Raw genomic sequence first — 15,458 nt, 5'->3', positions numbered from 1 at the left:
GGACGAACCGCATTGTGCGGCCGTTAAGGCTTCCGCTACACTCGCGGACGATTCAAAAGCGGACTGGCCCCCACCTGTCCGCTGGCAGCCTCAAGCTACCTAATCAATATCGGAGTGCCGGATGGCCAACGATGGGGTAAACGATCCAGTCAATACCGGACGTCGACGATTTCTCACGACCACCACGGCAGTGGTGGGAGCGGTCGGCGTGGGGTTCGCGGCAGTTCCTTTCATCAAGTCCTGGAATCCCAGTGCGCGTGCCAAACTGGCCGGCGCGCCGGTGATCGCCGACATCAGTGCATTGCAGGAAGGTCAGCGCCTGGTGCTGGAGTGGCGTGGGCAGCCGATCTGGATCGTCAAGCGATCCAAGGCGCTGCTCGACGCGCTGCCGACGCTGGACGGGCGGCTCAAGGATCCCGACTCCAGCAAGCAGAAAGAGCAGCAGCCGGAGTACGTGCTCCAGGGCAACCCCGAGTTCCGCTCGATCAAGCCGGAGATATCGGTCCTGGTCGGGCTGTGCACGCACCTGGGATGCGCGCCGGAAATGGTGGCCGAGATCCGTCCCGAGCCCTACGACCCGCAGTGGAAGGGCGGCTACTTCTGCCCCTGCCACAAGTCGCGCTTCGACATGTCCGGGCGCGTGTTCCAGGACGTGCCGGCGCCGATCAACCTGCTGGTGCCGCCGCACCACTACCAGGACGACAACACCATCGTCATCGGCGTCGATCCGCAGGGGGCAGCGTAAGCCATGGCCAACAACATCCTTGCCCGCGCCGCGGGCGGTGTCGCGAACTGGGTCCACGAGCGGGCGCCGGGGCTGATGCCGGTGTACCGCAAGCACGTCAGCGAGTACTACGCGCCGAAGAACTTCAACCTCTGGTACTACTTCGGCTCGCTGGCCCTGCTGATCCTGGTCAACCAGATCGTGACCGGCATCTTCCTGACGATGCACTACAAGACCAGCGCGGCGGAGGCGTTCGCGTCGGTCGAGTACATCATGCGCGACGTGGAGTGGGGCTGGCTGATCCGCTACATGCACAGCACCGGCGCGTCGCTGTTCTTCATCGTCGTCTACCTGCACATGTTCCGCGGGCTGATGTACGGCAGCTACCAGAAGCCGCGCGAGCTGGTCTGGATCCTCGGCATGCTGATCTACCTGGTGCTGATGGCCGAGGCCTTCATGGGCTACGTGCTGCCGTGGGGGCAGATGTCGTTCTGGGGCGCGAAGGTCATCATCTCGCTGTTCGGCGCCATCCCCGTGATCGGGCAGGGCCTGACCGAGTGGATCATGGGCGACTACCTGCCCGGCGACGCCACCCTCAACCGCTTCTTCGCGCTGCACGTGATCGCGCTGCCGCTGGTGCTGCTGCTGCTGGTGGTGCTGCACCTGGGGGCGCTGCACGAGGTCGGCTCCAGCAATCCCGACGGCGTGGAGATCAAGAAGGGGCCGAGGGGCAACCGCTGGTCGCCGACCGCGCCGACCGACGGCATCCCGTTCCACCCGTACTACACGGTCAAGGACATGGTGGGCGCCGGCTTCCTGCTGATCATCGCCGCCTTCATCATCTTCTTCGCCCCGGGTTTCGGTGGGCTGTTCCTGGAACACGACAACTTCACCGAAGCCAACCGGCTGGTCACCCCCGAGCACATCAAGCCTGTGTGGTACTACACGCCGTACTACGCGATGTTGCGGGTGGTGCCGGACAAGCTGGGCGGCGTGATCGTGATGTTCTCGGCCATCGCCATCCTGTTCCTGGTGCCGTGGCTGGACAAGGCCAAGGTCAGGTCGATCCGCTACCGCGGCTGGATCTCCAGGGTCATGCTGGGCGTGCTGGTGGTGTGCTTCGTGTGGCTGGGCGTCATCGGCTCCGGCCCGGGCACCGCGATCTGGGAAACCTGGGTCGGCCGCGTACTGACCTTCCTGTATTTCGCCTTCTTCATCACCATGCCGATTTGGACCAAGCTGGACAAGGTCAAGCCGGTACCGGAACGGGTGACGACGCATGACTGACAAGTGGATTGTCCGGCTGGCCTGTGCGGCCGCCCTGGTGTTTTCCGCTGCCGCCTCGGCCGCCGGCGGAGGCAGCCTGCTGCAGGCGGGCAACGACCTGGGCGACCGCGCTTCCCTGCAGCGCGGCGCGCAGGCGTACATGAACTACTGCTCCGGCTGCCATTCGCTCAAGTACCTGCGTTATTCGCGCATGGCCGAGGACCTGGGGCTGACCGAGGAAGAGGTGATGGACAACCTCAATTTCACCGGTGCGGCCATTGGCGAGCACATCCAGGTATCGATGCCGCACGAGCCGGCGGAGAAATGGTTCGGCAAGATGCCGCCGGACCTGACCCTGATCACCCGCGTGCGCGGCACCGACTGGGTCTATACCTACCTCAAGTCGTTCTATCTGGACGAAACCCGGCCGCTGGGCTGGAACAACAAGCTGTTTCCCAATGCCTCGATGCCCAACCCGTTGTGGGAGCAGCAGGGGTTGCAGCACGCGGTCTTCGGCGAGCCGGACAAGGATACCGGCGAGCGTCCGGTGGTCGCCCTGAAGATCGAGGCGCCGGGCAGGCAGAGCGCGGCGGAATACGACCAGACGGTGCGCGACATCGCCAACTTCCTCGAGTATGCCGGCGAGCCGGCGGCGTTGAAGCGGCAGAAGCTGGGCGTGTGGGTGATCCTGTTCCTGGCCCTGCTGACGTTCCTGGCCTACCTGGTGAAGAAGGAGTGCTGGAAGGACGTGCACTGATCCGGTGCCGACCTCTCCGGGTGGCGGTGCCGGCAGGCAGCTGCGCGAAAATCCGGTTTTGCTATTGGCATTCCTGGCGCCGGATTGCACACTCGGGGACCGTGGCGACCGTCGGCAATGGGCCGGCGGCGCCGATGCGGCCGGCGGATTCCGGCCGTTGGAGAGCCTTGAATGGCGGCGAGTGTGCGCATGCGGAATACCCTGACACTGTTTTCCTCGAACGACGACGTGCTGTGCCACCGGGTGCGGCTGGTGCTTGCGGCCAAGGGCGTGACCTACGACTTCGTCGCGGTCGATGCACAGAACCCTCCCGAGGACCTGATCGACCTCAACCCCTACCATTCGGTGCCGACGCTGGTCGAGCGCGAACTGGTGCTGTACGCCGCCTCGGTGGTCAGCGAATACCTGGACGAACGCTATCCGCATCCGCCGCTGATGCCGGTGGACCCGCTCTCCCGTGCGCGCCTGCGGCTGGCGATGCTGCGGATCGAGCATGACTGGGTGCCACAGGTGCAGGCCATCCAGCTCGGCAACAAGTCCCAGGCCGAGGCCGGCCGCAAGCGGCTCAAGGAGCTGCTGACCGCCTCGGTGCCGCTGTTCAAGGCCAGCAAGTTCTTCCTCAATCCGGAGATGAGCCTGGCCGATTGCGCGATGGCGCCGATCATCTGGCGCCTGCAGTCGCTGGATATCCCGCTGCCGAAGGACGGCAAGGCGATCGAGGACTATGGCAACCGCATCTTCCGCAACCCGGGTTTCATCCGCAGCCTGACCGACCAGGAAAAGAAGCTGCGCGACCTGCCGGCCTGAGCGCAGCAGGCTGTATGCCGACTTATCGGTTCTGCCGCGCGCGCCACGACCGGCGCGTGCCGGCGCGTACACTTGTCACATGACTGAAGAAACTTTCCGCATGACCAGCCACCGTCCCTATCTGTTGCGGGCACTGGTGGAATGGATCAACGACAACGGCATGACCCCGCATATCCTGGTCGATGCCGGCCTGCCCGGCGTGCAGGTTCCCGCCAGCGCGGTCAAGGAAGGCCGGGTGGTGCTCAACATCGCCGAACGGGCGGTGATGCGCCTGCAGATCGACAACGACGGCGTCAGCTTCACCGCGCGCTTCTCCGGCGTCAGCTTCCCGGTGCAGGTGCCGATCTCCGCGGTGCTGGCGGTCTATGCGCGCGAGACCGGGCAGGGCATGGCATTGCCCGACGATATCGCCGGCAGCGATGGTCCGCCGGATGACGACCTGCCGCCTCCGACCTCGCCGCCGGACGAGCCGCCCACCGCCGGCAAGCGCCCGCACCTGCGGGTGGTCAAGTAGGCAAGCGATGCTTCCGCGCATCCGTGCGGGAGCGTCATGATTTGCCTAGCCTGCGCTGTCGGATGCGCGGCAGCGCGCGTGCTTTCCCGCGTTGCTGCTCCACGTTGCCGCAGGACGACGGGCCATTGCGATGGAGATGGTGCAGGCATGGATGTCCGGGCAAGACGGGGCTCCGCATCGCTCCCCCGGCAGAATGTCGTCCCCGCGCAGGCGGGGATCCGGAGACTTGCCTGCAATGCCGGATGAAACCGGGTTGTTTCTGCGGCTGTCGTTTCATTCTGCGCGAAAGCGGCCGGGTCCCCGCCTGCGCGGGGACGACGGTGGAAGGGGCGAAGTCGCCGGGTGACCCGCGCTTTGCGCTGTTGTGGAGCTTCTCGTACCTGTACGCCTGCACGGGAACGGCGGGTGTCGTTGGCCGCTACAGGTCACGCCAGGAGCGTGCCGGCCGGTGGAGACGACCTGCCGGCTCGTGATCCGGCGATGTGCCCTTGGCGTGTTGATGCGCCCTTGGAGGCGTTTCCGGATACGCAACCTGCGGGGGCGCGGTGCCGTTTTTGCGACTGCCGGCGAGGGGAATGCTGCGCGAGCCGGACGCGGCATGTGCTTTCCGGCGGGATGCCCTTGCCATCGACTTTCGCGGGAAGGCTGTTCGGCCCGAGGGGAACGGGGCAGGCCGCCGTCTGGCCTCAGGCGTCCTCGACATCCTCGGCGTCCGGCCGGATCTGGCTGATCCGCGCGGCGCTGGGGCCGACGAAGGAGAGCAGCTGGTCGCCGCGCAGGACCATGCGGCCACTGTGGCGATCGATGCCGTCGTAGGAGTAATCGAAGCGGAAGGTGCGCTCGAATCCCAGCCAGCCGCTGGGCAGGCGGCACACGCGCAGGCCGGTGGCGTGGACGCTCTGGTCCAGCCACTGCACGTCGGCGGCGCGGCAGGCGTTGCGGCCCAGTTCGCCGGCACGTTCGGCGGCTGCGCGCGAGGAGTTCCAGAAGGCGTAGGCGGCAGCGCCGGCAATCATCAGCAGGATCAGGCTAGGCATGCGGCTACTTTAGGCGGGGCGCCGGCAAAGGGGAACGGTATCGGCGGACATGTCTGCGGGCTGGTGCGGTCCGGTACGCGGGGAGCAGGTGTTCAGGCCTACAGGGATGCGCTTGCCGGGATGAGCCCGGGACGATCCGGCACCGGTTGGCGGTGGGGCTCATCGCGATGGCGGGAGGCCCTCGCCGGTGCCGGGAGGCGGTGGCGACATCGTCGGAGCGGGTAGAACCTGCAGCTTCAGCAGCGCGGCCCAGTCGCGGCGGTTGAAATCGCACTCGGCTTCCCGCGCCGGGGTGCAGCCGGGTTGCCAGGCCGCCGTTTCGCCTTCGCCGGTGGCGGGAGCTTGCGGTGGTTCGAGACGGCCGCTGCGGTCCAGCGGCAGCATGCGCAGGGTGACCGCGTTGAGCACGTTGCCGCCGATCAGGTACAGGGTGCGGTCGCCGCCGACGTTGGCCGCGACCACGATCTCGCAATGGGTCTTCCAGTGCGCGGCGCGGTTGTCGGCCAGCGCCTGCCGCAGCCCGGCGTGGCCGCGCGGGACATCGCCGCCGCGCAGGAAGCACAGCAGGTCGCCGGGTGCGGGCTTGCCGGTGGCGGGATCGTCGAGCCGGTAGGGTGCGCCGGGACGGCTGTCGAACGCCTGGCGGATGTAGTCGATGTGCCGCGGCGAACGGGCGAATCCCGCCACCCCGGCGCGGCCCATCACCCAGGAGACGAACGCGGCCGACCAGGGATTGTCGAGCAGGAACGCACGGCAATCCGATTCCAGGTAGCGCGAGCCCAGCGGTGCCTGGCAGCTGCGCGCGCCGGGCAGGTCGTCCAGTGCGGACAGGGTGCCGCTTTCGCGCCAGTAGCCGGCCACCCGCTGCCAGGCGACCAGGCCCTGGTCGGCGAGATCGGCGCTTTCCGCCTCGGTGACGTCCAGCCGCGCCGCCCGGCCCTGGCGATCGATGAAGGGGCGGTGCCACAGCCGGTGTTCGTTGCAGGCGGCGCGGACGACGGCGATCGCCGTGGGGCTCAGCCCATAGCGGGGCGGCAGGTCGCAGACTTCGGCGGCGGCTGCGGACAAGGGCGCCACCGCCAGTACCAGACAGGCAGGCAAGGGCATCCGGCGCATGCGCGGCTCCTGTGGGGGATGGCCGCAGCGTCGCAGAGGCGGGCGTGGCCGAGCCGTGAAGGCGCCCCGCTTCTGTAGGGCCGGGCCCATGCTCGGCTCATCGCGCGAAGCGCGAACAGGGTTCGGGACAATCGGGAAGCAGCCGAGCATGGGCTCGGCTCTACAGGGAGTTCGCCGGCCTCAACCCGGCGGCGGCCCCAGCTTCAGCGACAGGTCGATCGCCTGCACGTGCTTGGTCAGGCCGCCGATGGAAATGCAGTCCACGCCGTCCTCGGCGATCGCGCGCACGCCGGCCAGGTCGACGCTGCCGGACACTTCCAGCGGAACACGCTTTTCGGGAGCCTGGCCGGCGGCGATGCGCACCGCCTCGCGGCGCATGGCGGGAGTGAAGTCGTCGATCAGGATGCGCTCGCAGCCGGCCTGCAGCGCCTCGCGCAGTTGCTCCAGGTCCTCCACCTCCACCACCAGCGGCAGGCTGGGCTGCTGCGCGCGCGCGGCCTGCACCGCACCGGTCAGCGAGCCGGCGGCGCGGATGTGGTTTTCCTTGAGCATCACCGTATCGAACAGGCCGATGCGATGGTTGTCACCGCCGCCGCACCGCACCGCGTACTTCTGCGCCAGGCGCAGGCCGGGCAGGGTCTTGCGGGTGTCGAGGATGCGGGTGCCGGTGCCGGCCACTGCCGCGACGTAGCGCGCGGTGGTGGTGGCGGTGGCCGAAAGCGTCTGCAAGAAGTTGAGCGAGGTGCGCTCGGCGCTGACCAGGCTGCGGCTGCGGCCGTGCAGCGTCGCCAGCACCGTACCGGCGGCGACGTGCTGGCCCTCGGTCACACGCCAGTCGATCCGTACCGCCGGATCGAGCGCGCGATGGGTGGCGTCGAACCACGGCCGCCCGGCGACCACCGCGTCCTGCTTGCACAGCAGGTAAGCGATGTCGGCGGTGTCCGGCAGCAGCGCGGCGGTGACGTCGCCGCTGCCGATGTCCTCGGCCAGGGCGCGACGGACGTCGGCCTCGACCTGTGCCGGATCGGGGGCGGTCGGCGGATGGGGCGGCATCACTTTTCGGGGAAGTCGGCGATCTGGCTGGTGGCGATGGCCTCTTCGGCCAGCAGCACCGGGATGCCGTCGTCGACACGGAAGACCTGCTTGCGGTCGCGGGTGACCAGCGCCTCGCGCAGCGCCTGCGTCTGCGCGCTGCCGTCGGCACGGGCCACGGCACCGCTGGCGATGGCCCGGTTGAGGGCATCGAGCCCGCGCGCATCCAGCAGGGACAGGGGCTGGCGGGTGTCGGGCGAGCACAGCAGGTCGAGCAGTTTGCGGTCCATCGGGTCTTGGTCTTGCGGGGAAGGTGGCTAGAATACGTCTTTGAGATAGGCGACGGCCAATGAACCCCAACCAATCCGCGCCGCTTGTCGGCATCGTGATGGGCTCCCGTTCCGACTGGGAGACCATGCAACACGCGGCCCAGAAGCTCGATGCGCTGGGCGTTCCCTACGAAGTGAGGGTGGTGTCGGCGCACCGCACGCCGGACGTGCTGTTCGACTATGCGGAACAGGCCGGCGGCCGCGGCCTGCGCGCCATCATCGCCGGCGCCGGCGGCGCGGCGCACCTGCCGGGCATGCTGGCCGCCAAGACCGCGGTGCCGGTGCTGGGCGTGCCGGTGCAGAGCAAGGCGCTGAACGGCATGGACTCGCTGCTGTCGATCGTGCAGATGCCGGCCGGCATCCCGGTGGCGACGTTCGCCATCGGCAATGCCGGCGCGTCGAATGCGGCGTTGTTCGCCGCAGCGATGCTGGCGGCCGGGCAGCCGGCGATCGGCCAGGCGCTGGATGCCTTCCGCCAGCGCCAGACCGAGGACGTCATGGCCAGCGACGATCCGCGGCAATGACCACGGTCGGGATACTCGGCGGCGGCCAGCTCGCGCGGATGATGGTACTGGCCGGTGCCCCGCTGGGGCTGCGCTTCGTGGTGCTCGACCCGGCCGCCGATGCCTGCGCCGGGCAGGTGGCGCCCTTGCAGGTGGGCGCGTTCGATGATCCGGAGGCACTGGCCGAGTTCGCGGCGAAGGTCGACGTGGTGACCTTCGATTTCGAGAACGTGCCGGCCAGCAGCGCACAGTGGCTGGCGCAACGGCGACCGGTGTTCCCCAACCCGCAGGCATTGGCGGTGGCGCAGGACCGGCTCAGCGAAAAGACCCTGTTCCGGGAGTTGGGCATCCCGCTGCCGCCGTTCGCCGACATCCGCAGCCGCGACGAGCTGGCGGCCCGGGTCGCCGAGTTCGGTACGCCATGCATCGTCAAGACCCGCCGCCTGGGATACGACGGCAAGGGCCAGTTCCGGATCCGCAGCGAGGCCGACATCGATGCGGCCTGGCAGGCGCTGGGCACGCAGGTCGAGCGGACCGGGCTGATCCTGGAGGGCTTCGTCGCCTTCGAGCGGGAGATCAGCGTGGTCGCCGTACGCGGCCGCGACGGCGAGTTCCGGGCCTGGCCGTTGACCGGCAACTGGCATGTCGACGGCGTGCTGTCGGCCAGCCTGGCGCCGGCCCGGGTGAGCGGGGCGCAGCACGAGGCGGCGGTCGGTTACGCCAGGAAGCTGGCCGAGCGCCTGGATTACGTCGGTGTGTTCGCGTTGGAGCTGTTCTGCCGCGATGGCGAGCTGCTGGCCAACGAGATGGCGCCGCGGGTGCACAACTCCGGCCACTGGACCAGCGAAGGCGCCGAGACCTCGCAGTTCCAGAACCACCTGCGCGCGGTGCTGGGGCTGCCGCTGGGCGATACCCGCATGCTCGGCCATGCCTGCATGCTGAACTGGATCGGGCAGATGCCCGACGCCGGTGCGGTGCTGGCACAGCCGGCCGGGCATTGGCACGACTACGGCAAGCAACCGCGGGACGGGCGCAAGGTCGGCCACGCCACGCTGCGCGACGATGCCGCCGCGGCGCTGGCCACGGCGCTGGAAAAGGTGGGGGACGAACTGGGCCGCCAGGCGCAGGTGGCGCCGGTGGTGGCGGCACTGCGCGGAACGTCGGGCGACCGGCAGCCGGTTTGACGGTCGGGGAATGGCCGGAGCGCGGCCATTCCCGGCAGACGCCATGGCGGCCCGGAGGGGCGTGCCGGCAAGCGCGGCAGGCTCCCGTCGATCGTGTCGCCGCGTTTCTGGCGTCCGGTGCTGCCGGACGCGGAGGCTCGCGTGGGTGGTAGGCCCTGCGGACCATCGTGGTCCCGGTGCCGGCGACGACCGCTCGTTGCGCCTGCTGCATCATTGTGCGGGCAGGGGCGGTCCCGGAGCGGGACATCTGCTGCGAAGGAACTGAGGGGCGTCGGGCGCGACCCTGGCGATGGCCTGCCCCGCCGCCGATGCTGCCAACCGCTATCGCTGGAAGACAGGCAGCGGGGTTTGCGGCCTCAACTCAACCGCGAAGCGGCAAAGTCCCAGTTCGCCAGCTTCCAGAAGGCGTCCAGGTAGCTGGCCCGGTCGTTCCTGTAGTCCAGGTAATAGGCGTGCTCCCACACGCAGCAGGCCAGCAGCGGGATGCTGTCGCCAGTCAGTGGCGTGGCCGCGTTGCGGGTGCCGATCACCGTCAGCGCACCGTCGGGGTGCTGCACCAGCCACGTCCAGCCGGAACCGAAGATCGACAGTGCGACGCGGTTGAACTCCTCGCGCAGGCGCTGGGTATCGCCGAAGTGGCGTGCGATCCGTTCGGCCAGCGGCCCGTCCGGCTCGCCACCGCCGCGCGGGTGCAGGCACTGCCACTGGAAGCCGTGATTCCATGCCTGTGCCGCGGCCTCGAACAGGCTCCCCTGGCTGTGGCGGACGATTTCCTCCAGGCCCATTTCCGCGAATTCGGTACCGGCAATGCCGGCATTGACCGCATCCACGCAGGCGCGATGATGGGTGCCGTGGCGAAGCTCCAGGGCTTCGGCCGACAGGTGCGGCTGCAGGGCGTTGGATGGATAGGGCAGGTCGGGGAATTCGACGGGCATGGTCCGGATCGGTGGCAAAAAGGGCGCCGGCTGTCCGTGGACTGGGCTTACAATCGCCGGTCACGAAAGTCTATCCGACCAGGACGGACGGTTCTTTCGCACTCGCAGGGAGGTTTCAAATGCCGGTGATGGGAAAAATCCAGGCCGAGGTCGATCATCATCCCCTCGTCCTGTTCATGAAGGGCACTCCCCAGTACCCGATGTGCGGGTATTCCAGCCGCGCGGTGCAGGCGCTGATGGCGGCCGGCGCGGAGCAGCTGCGGACGGTCAACGTGCTCGAGGAGCCGGAGGTGCGGGCCAACCTGCCGCGCTATTCGAACTGGCCCACCTTCCCGCAGTTGTTCATCAACGGCGAGCTGATCGGCGGCTGCGACATCATCCTGGAGCTGTTCGAGTCCGGCGAGCTCAAGCGCATCGTGGCCGAGGCCGGCCAATCGTGAGCACTGTCCTGCGGGATCCGGCGACGACGTCGCCGCTGGCCGAGCGGGTGGTGCTGGTCGCCGGCGCCGCCGGCGGGCTGGGCAGCGCCGCCGCCAGTGCCTGTGCCGCCGCGGGCGCCACCGTGGTGCTGCTGGGGCGCAAGCCGGCCCGCCTCAACCGGGTCTACGACGCGGTGGCCAAGGCCGGGCCGGAGCCGCTGCTGTATCCACTGGACCTGGAAGGCGCCACCCCGGACGACTACGCCACCTTGGCCGAGCGCCTGCGCGACGAGCTGGGGCGCCTGGACGGCCTGTTGCACTGCGCGGCAGATTTCCCCGGGCTGACGCCGTTCGAACTGGGCGACCCGGCGGCCTTCGCGCGCGCCATCCATGTCAACCTGACCGCCCGCGGCTGGTTGACCCAGGCCTGCCTGCCGTTGCTGCGGCAGCGCGAGGACGCGGCAGTGGTGTTCGCGCTGGACGACCCGCAGCGGGTGGGGCAGGCGTATTGGGGCGGCTATGGCGTCGCCCAGCATGGCCTGCGCGGATTGCTGGCGTCGCTGCACCACGAACTGGCCAACGGCCCGGTACGGGTCAGCGGGCTGCAGCCGGGCCCGATGCGCACGGGATTGCGCGCCCGTGCCTTCACCCATGAGGAGGATCTGCAGGCGACGGACCCGGCCGCCTACGCCGAGGCCTGTGTCACCCTGCTGTCATCCGCGGGGGTGGAATACCGCGGGCAGGTGCTGGTTCCCCCGGCATGACCATCCTGTCGGCGGCGTTGCTGCTGTTCCTGATCCTGGATCCGCTGGGCAACATCCCGGTGTTCCTGAGCCTGCTCAAGCCGCTGGCACCCAGGCGCCAGCGCATCGTGCTGGTGCGCGAGCTGCTGATCGCGCTGGTGGTGCTGATGGGGTTCCTGTGGGGCGGCAAGTACGCGCTGGAACTGATGCACCTGCGCCAGGAGTCGGTGGCGATCGCCGGCGGCATCGTGCTGTTCCTGATCGGCATCCGCATGATCTTCCCGCGTCCGGAGGGCCTGATGGGCGCGGTTCCCGACGGCGAACCCTTCATCGTGCCGATGGCCATCCCGCTGGTGGCTGGGCCGTCGGGCATGGCTGCGGTGATGCTGATGGGCAGCAACGAGCCGACCCGGCTGGGCGACTGGAGCCTGGCGTTGCTGATCGCCTGGGGGGCGACGGCGGCCATCCTGATGTTGGCGCCGCTGCTCTACAAGTTGCTGGGTGCCCGCGCGCTGACCGCGCTGGAACGACTGATGGGGATGCTGCTGGTGGCGATTTCGGTGCAGATGTTCCTGGACGGGATCGGTACCTATCTGCAGCTGGCGCCGGCTGCAATCTGAGGCGTTCGGGACACCGATCGGCGTGTTGCACTGCGGGAAAAACCTGTCGTAATCCCGTCACAATCCGGGGCTATCGTGTTAATCTGTTGTTAACCGTTGCGGCTGCAACCGCTGCGGAAGGCACCTCAGATTCAAGCCGATCAGGCGCCCGGTTGACCCCGGGGCTGATGGATCGCGTTTTTTCCCAATCGCCAACTCGTATCGAGGCTACCCACACATGAACCACCCTCGCATCCGGATGTCCAAGCTCGCCCTTGGCCTCGTCGCCGCGCTGGCGGCTGCTCCGGCATTCGCACAGAGCACCTCCGCCGGCGTCGGCGGCCAGGTGATTTCTTCGGCAGGCCAGCCTGTGGCCGGTGCGGAAGTCACCATCGTCCACGTCGAGTCGGGCACGGTCAGCCGTGCGACCACCGACGCCAGCGGCCGTTACAACGCGCGCGGCCTGCGCGTGGGTGGCCCGTACAGCATCACCATCACCAAGCCCGGTGAAGGCACCAAGACCGAAGAAGGCGTTTACCTGAACCTGAATCAGGTAAATACCGTCAACGCCGCGCTGACCGGCGACGTCACCACCCTGCAGAGCGTGGAAGTGGTCGCCGTGGCCGGTGGCTCGGAAATCTTCAGCGCCAACAAGATGGGCACCGGTTCCAACATCAACCGCGAGACCCTGGAAGCGCTGCCGTCGGCCAACCGCAACATCCAGGATTACATCCGCCTGGATCCGCGCATCTCGCAGGTCAGCAAGGCTGATGGTGCGATCTCCGCTGGTGGCCAGAACACCCGCTACAACGCCATCCGCATCGACGGCATCAACGCCTCCGATCCGTTCGGCCTGGAGTCCAACAACCTGCCGACCGAGCGCCAGCCGGTTTCGATGGACGCCATCGAAGAAATCAACATCGACCTGGCCAACTACGACACCACCATTTCCGGCGGTACCGGCGCGGTGATCAATGCCGTGACCAAGTCGGGCACCAACGAGTTCCACGGCACTGTTTACGGCGCCTACCGCGACAAGGACATGGTGCGCAGCCGTCTCGAGGGCGATCGCAGCGACTTCAACGGCTTCGAGGACGAGAAGACCTACGGCATGACCTTCGGTGGCCCGATCGTCAAGGACAAGCTGTTCTTCTTTGCCAACTACGAGAAGTACGAGCGTTCCGCACCGGGTGTTTCGCTGAGCGACGGCCCGTACGGCCGGGGCGAGATCACCGATGCCCAGATCAAGCAGGTGCAGGATTTCATGGCAGGCCAGGGCTATGACGTCGGCAGCCTGAGCGCACCGGACAACAAGACGGAGATCGAGGAATACGCGGTCAAGCTGGACTGGAACATCAACGAGAACCACCGCGCTGCGCTGCGTTACAACAAGATGGAGCAGAGCGTGATGCGGTTCCCGGGACTGGCTACCAGCACCGCTTCGCTGAGCAGCCACTGGTACGCCCAGCCCAAGACCTATGAAACCTGGATGGGAGAGCTGTTCTCCGACTGGAGCGAAAACTTCTCCACCGAGTTCAAGGTCTCGCACAAGGACTACAGCGCGATCCGTTCTCCGATGGTCGACCTGCCGCATATCCGCATCAATGGATTCGGCCCGAACAACAGTGCCCTGCTGCTGGGTACCGAGCAGAACACCCACGTCAACATCGTCGAGTCCAAGGAACTGAGCGCCTTCGGTGCCGGTACCTGGTACGTCGGCGACCACACCGTCAAGTTCGGTTTCGACTATTCCGACAACGACCTGATGAACTTCTACGGTCGCAACCTCAACGGCGTGTATACCTTCTCCGATCTGGATGCGTTCCTGGACGGTACCCCGAGCCAGTACCAGCTGCGTGCGCCGCGCGCGGACGGCAGCCGCGACGACATCCCGGCCTCGTTCAAGCTGAAGAACACCGGCCTGTTCGTGCAGGACACCTGGGCGGTCAACTACAACCTGAGCCTGATGTTCGGCGTGCGCATCGACATCCCGGACTTCAGCGACCAGCGCCTGTACAACCCGGACATCGAGGAACTGTACGGCTACGACAACACCCGTCTGGTGGACGACAAGCTGGTGCAGCCGCGCGTCGGCTTCAACTACACCTTCGACAGCGACCGTCCGACCCAGCTGCGCGGTGGCGTGGGCCTGTTCGGCGGCGCGGCTCCGAACGTGTGGCTGGCCGGTGCCTACCAGAACACCGGTCTGAACTACGTCGAGTACGATCTGCGTGGCGATGATGCACCGGCCTTTGATCCGACGGTGCCGCCGTCGACTGCAGGCCTGACCCCGAGCGCTGCCCGCCAGAACGTGGACATCATTGCCCCGGGTACCAAGCTGCCGTCGGTGTGGAAGGCCAACCTGGCGTTCGACCACGAACTGCCGTGGTATGGCATGGTGGCGTCGGCCGAGGTGCTGTTCACCAAGGTCAACGATGCCCTGTATTTCGAGCGCCTGGATGTTGCGGCACCGACCACCAGTGGCACCACCGATAACCGCGACATCTACTGGAATGATGCCGGTCTTGACCCCGCTAACGCCGGTCGTTTCGGTATGGAAGTTGGCAGGATCCGTGGAGTCAACTGCACCACGGCAGAAGTCGCCGCCGATCTCTGCCCGGGCGTGAAGGCAAATCGCCCGTCGAATATGGGTGACGTGATGCTGCTCCGCAACACCGACAAGGGCAGCAGCTCGCAGGCGACCTTCTCGCTGAGCAAGCCGATGGCCGAGAACTGGGGCTGGTCGCTGGGTTATACCTATACCCGCGCCAAGGAAGTCAGCCCGCTGACCAGCTCGCAGAACACCTCGAACTGGAACAACACGCTGATCTTCAATGCCAACGAGAATGTGGCCTACGACTCGCGCTACGCGATCAAGGACCGCGTGACCGGCACCGTGGAGTGGAAGCACAACTTCTTCGGCGACAACGCCACCCGCGTCGGCCTGTTCTACGAAGGCCGCTCGGGCCGCCCGTACAGCTACATCTTCTACAACGACGTCAACGGCGATGGTGCCACCACCAACGACCTGTTCTATGTGCCGGCTGGCTATGGCGATGTGCTGTTCACCGGTGGCGCAGACATGGAGAAGGCATTCTTCGACTGGCTGGAGAAGACCCCGGAGCTGGCCGGCTACAAGGGCCAGGTGGTGCCGGCCAACTCGCACCGCGCCAAGTGGGTCAACAGCTTCGACGTGCGCATCAGCCAGGAAGTCCCCGGCTTCTTCAAGGGACACAAGGCCGAGCTGGCGCTGGACATCATGAATGTCGGCAATCTGCTCAACAAGAAGTGGGGCCTGATCGACGACTACGGTTTCTACTCGACCCGTCGTGTGGCCAACTACGCGGGTATCGATCCGGAAACCGGCAAGTACGTCTACAACTTCACCGGTTCCACCGACAATCCGCAGATTCAGGAGAACAACAACGACAAGGGCAACACCGCGGTGTCGCGCTGGTCGATGATGCTGAGCCTGAAGTACAAGTTCTGATCC

16 protein-coding genes are annotated in these 15,458 nt (G+C 67.1%); 11 read left to right on the top strand and 5 right to left on the bottom strand.

Features of this window, described 5'->3' with window-relative positions; genetic code table 11:
- Positions 1–121 precede the first annotated feature (121 nt).
- The 5 genes from petA to OK345_RS01230 all read left to right on the top strand — a co-directional run bounded on the left by petA (position 122) and on the right by OK345_RS01230 (position 4,068).
- On the top strand, positions 122–745 hold the full coding sequence (gene petA, locus OK345_RS01250; RefSeq protein WP_265126079.1) for a ubiquinol-cytochrome c reductase iron-sulfur subunit: 624 nt from the start codon (positions 122–124) through the stop codon (positions 743–745).
- A gap of 3 nt (positions 746–748) precedes the next feature.
- On the top strand, positions 749–2,011 hold the full coding sequence (locus OK345_RS01245; RefSeq protein WP_265126078.1) for a cytochrome b: 1,263 nt from the start codon (positions 749–751) through the stop codon (positions 2,009–2,011).
- Positions 2,004–2,747: a cytochrome c1 gene (locus OK345_RS01240; RefSeq protein WP_265126077.1), complete on the top strand. Its 744-nt coding sequence runs from the start codon at positions 2,004–2,006 to the stop codon at positions 2,745–2,747. Before OK345_RS01245 ends, OK345_RS01240 begins: the two co-directional genes overlap by 8 nt.
- A 171-nt stretch (positions 2,748–2,918) precedes the next feature.
- A complete protein-coding gene (locus OK345_RS01235) occupies positions 2,919–3,554 on the top strand; it encodes a glutathione S-transferase N-terminal domain-containing protein (protein ID WP_265126076.1) in 636 nt (211 codons plus the stop codon).
- Positions 3,555–3,633: 79 nt separating this feature from the next.
- Positions 3,634–4,068, top strand: coding sequence for a ClpXP protease specificity-enhancing factor (locus tag OK345_RS01230; RefSeq protein ID WP_265126075.1), 435 nt, complete (start codon positions 3,634–3,636; stop codon positions 4,066–4,068).
- A gap of 686 nt (positions 4,069–4,754) precedes the next feature.
- Here the strand turns inward: OK345_RS01230 and OK345_RS01225 are convergent.
- From OK345_RS01225 to OK345_RS01210, 4 genes are all read right to left on the bottom strand, one after another.
- On the bottom strand, positions 4,755–5,105 hold the full coding sequence (locus OK345_RS01225; RefSeq protein ID WP_265126074.1) for a DUF3301 domain-containing protein: 351 nt from the start codon (positions 5,103–5,105) through the stop codon (positions 4,755–4,757).
- Between the two features lie 159 nt (positions 5,106–5,264).
- A complete protein-coding gene (locus tag OK345_RS01220) occupies positions 5,265–6,221 on the bottom strand; it encodes a DUF2272 domain-containing protein (RefSeq protein ID WP_265126073.1) in 957 nt (318 codons plus the stop codon).
- Between the two features lie 180 nt (positions 6,222–6,401).
- Entirely contained in the window at positions 6,402–7,274 is an 873-nt protein-coding gene (nadC, locus tag OK345_RS01215) for a carboxylating nicotinate-nucleotide diphosphorylase (protein ID WP_265126072.1), read from the bottom strand.
- Positions 7,274–7,543, bottom strand: coding sequence for a Trm112 family protein (locus OK345_RS01210; RefSeq protein WP_265126071.1), 270 nt, complete (start codon positions 7,541–7,543; stop codon positions 7,274–7,276). Before OK345_RS01210 ends, nadC begins: the two co-directional genes overlap by 1 nt.
- A gap of 59 nt (positions 7,544–7,602) precedes the next feature.
- Here OK345_RS01210 and purE point away from each other — a divergent pair, with 59 nt between their 5' ends.
- Entirely contained in the window at positions 7,603–8,106 is a 504-nt protein-coding gene (purE, locus tag OK345_RS01205; RefSeq protein WP_265126070.1) for a 5-(carboxyamino)imidazole ribonucleotide mutase, read from the top strand.
- On the top strand, positions 8,103–9,269 hold the full coding sequence (locus OK345_RS01200; RefSeq protein ID WP_265126069.1) for a 5-(carboxyamino)imidazole ribonucleotide synthase: 1,167 nt from the start codon (positions 8,103–8,105) through the stop codon (positions 9,267–9,269). The genes purE and OK345_RS01200 overlap by 4 nt, the downstream gene beginning before the upstream one ends.
- A 356-nt stretch (positions 9,270–9,625) precedes the next feature.
- Here OK345_RS01200 and OK345_RS01195 read toward each other — a convergent pair whose 3' ends face one another.
- Positions 9,626–10,204 (bottom strand): superoxide dismutase, encoded by a 579-nt coding sequence (locus OK345_RS01195; RefSeq protein WP_265126068.1) that lies wholly within the window; start codon positions 10,202–10,204, stop codon positions 9,626–9,628.
- A gap of 119 nt (positions 10,205–10,323) precedes the next feature.
- Between OK345_RS01195 and grxD the strand changes: the two genes are divergently transcribed.
- The 4 genes from grxD (at position 10,324) to OK345_RS01175 (ending at position 15,455) form a co-directional block, all read left to right on the top strand.
- Complete coding sequence (gene grxD, locus OK345_RS01190) at positions 10,324–10,644, top strand: Grx4 family monothiol glutaredoxin (RefSeq protein WP_265126067.1); 321 nt, start codon at positions 10,324–10,326, stop codon at positions 10,642–10,644.
- Positions 10,641–11,387 carry an SDR family NAD(P)-dependent oxidoreductase gene (locus tag OK345_RS01185; protein WP_265126066.1) on the top strand — a complete coding sequence of 249 codons (747 nt, stop codon included), beginning with the start codon at positions 10,641–10,643 and terminating at the stop codon, positions 11,385–11,387. The genes grxD and OK345_RS01185 overlap by 4 nt, the downstream gene beginning before the upstream one ends.
- Positions 11,384–11,986, top strand: coding sequence for a YhgN family NAAT transporter (locus tag OK345_RS01180; protein WP_265126065.1), 603 nt, complete (start codon positions 11,384–11,386; stop codon positions 11,984–11,986). The genes OK345_RS01185 and OK345_RS01180 overlap by 4 nt, the downstream gene beginning before the upstream one ends.
- 217 nt (positions 11,987–12,203) lie before the next feature.
- Positions 12,204–15,455, top strand: coding sequence for a TonB-dependent receptor (locus OK345_RS01175; RefSeq protein WP_265126064.1), 3,252 nt, complete (start codon positions 12,204–12,206; stop codon positions 15,453–15,455).
- Positions 15,456–15,458: the final 3 nt, after the last annotated feature.

This window comes from Xanthomonas chitinilytica, from assembly GCF_026107455.2.
Classification (GTDB): Bacteria; Pseudomonadota; Gammaproteobacteria; order Xanthomonadales; family Xanthomonadaceae; genus Stenotrophomonas; species Stenotrophomonas chitinilytica.
The sequence above is the reverse complement of the archived record's forward strand: the minus strand, read 5'-3'. Positions and strand labels throughout refer to the sequence as shown.

Excerpts from the sequence above, each read along its gene's own strand:
- petA (WP_265126079.1), top strand. The coding sequence starts at position 122 with ATGGCCAACGATGGGGTAAACGATCCAGTCAATACCGGACGTCGACGA.
- OK345_RS01245 (WP_265126078.1), top strand. The coding sequence starts at position 749 with ATGGCCAACAACATCCTTGCCCGCGCCGCGGGCGGTGTCGCGAACTGG.
- OK345_RS01240 (WP_265126077.1), top strand. The coding sequence starts at position 2,004 with ATGACTGACAAGTGGATTGTCCGGCTGGCCTGTGCGGCCGCCCTGGTG.
- OK345_RS01235 (WP_265126076.1), top strand. The coding sequence starts at position 2,919 with ATGGCGGCGAGTGTGCGCATGCGGAATACCCTGACACTGTTTTCCTCG.
- OK345_RS01230 (WP_265126075.1), top strand. The coding sequence starts at position 3,634 with ATGACTGAAGAAACTTTCCGCATGACCAGCCACCGTCCCTATCTGTTG.
- OK345_RS01225 (WP_265126074.1), bottom strand. The coding sequence starts at position 5,105 with ATGCCTAGCCTGATCCTGCTGATGATTGCCGGCGCTGCCGCCTACGCC.
- OK345_RS01220 (WP_265126073.1), bottom strand. The coding sequence starts at position 6,221 with ATGCGCCGGATGCCCTTGCCTGCCTGTCTGGTACTGGCGGTGGCGCCC.
- nadC (WP_265126072.1), bottom strand. The coding sequence starts at position 7,274 with ATGCCGCCCCATCCGCCGACCGCCCCCGATCCGGCACAGGTCGAGGCC.
- OK345_RS01210 (WP_265126071.1), bottom strand. The coding sequence starts at position 7,543 with ATGGACCGCAAACTGCTCGACCTGCTGTGCTCGCCCGACACCCGCCAG.
- purE (WP_265126070.1), top strand. The coding sequence starts at position 7,603 with ATGAACCCCAACCAATCCGCGCCGCTTGTCGGCATCGTGATGGGCTCC.
- OK345_RS01200 (WP_265126069.1), top strand. The coding sequence starts at position 8,103 with ATGACCACGGTCGGGATACTCGGCGGCGGCCAGCTCGCGCGGATGATG.
- OK345_RS01195 (WP_265126068.1), bottom strand. The coding sequence starts at position 10,204 with ATGCCCGTCGAATTCCCCGACCTGCCCTATCCATCCAACGCCCTGCAG.
- grxD (WP_265126067.1), top strand. The coding sequence starts at position 10,324 with ATGCCGGTGATGGGAAAAATCCAGGCCGAGGTCGATCATCATCCCCTC.
- OK345_RS01180 (WP_265126065.1), top strand. The coding sequence starts at position 11,384 with ATGACCATCCTGTCGGCGGCGTTGCTGCTGTTCCTGATCCTGGATCCG.
- OK345_RS01175 (WP_265126064.1), top strand. The coding sequence starts at position 12,204 with ATGAACCACCCTCGCATCCGGATGTCCAAGCTCGCCCTTGGCCTCGTC.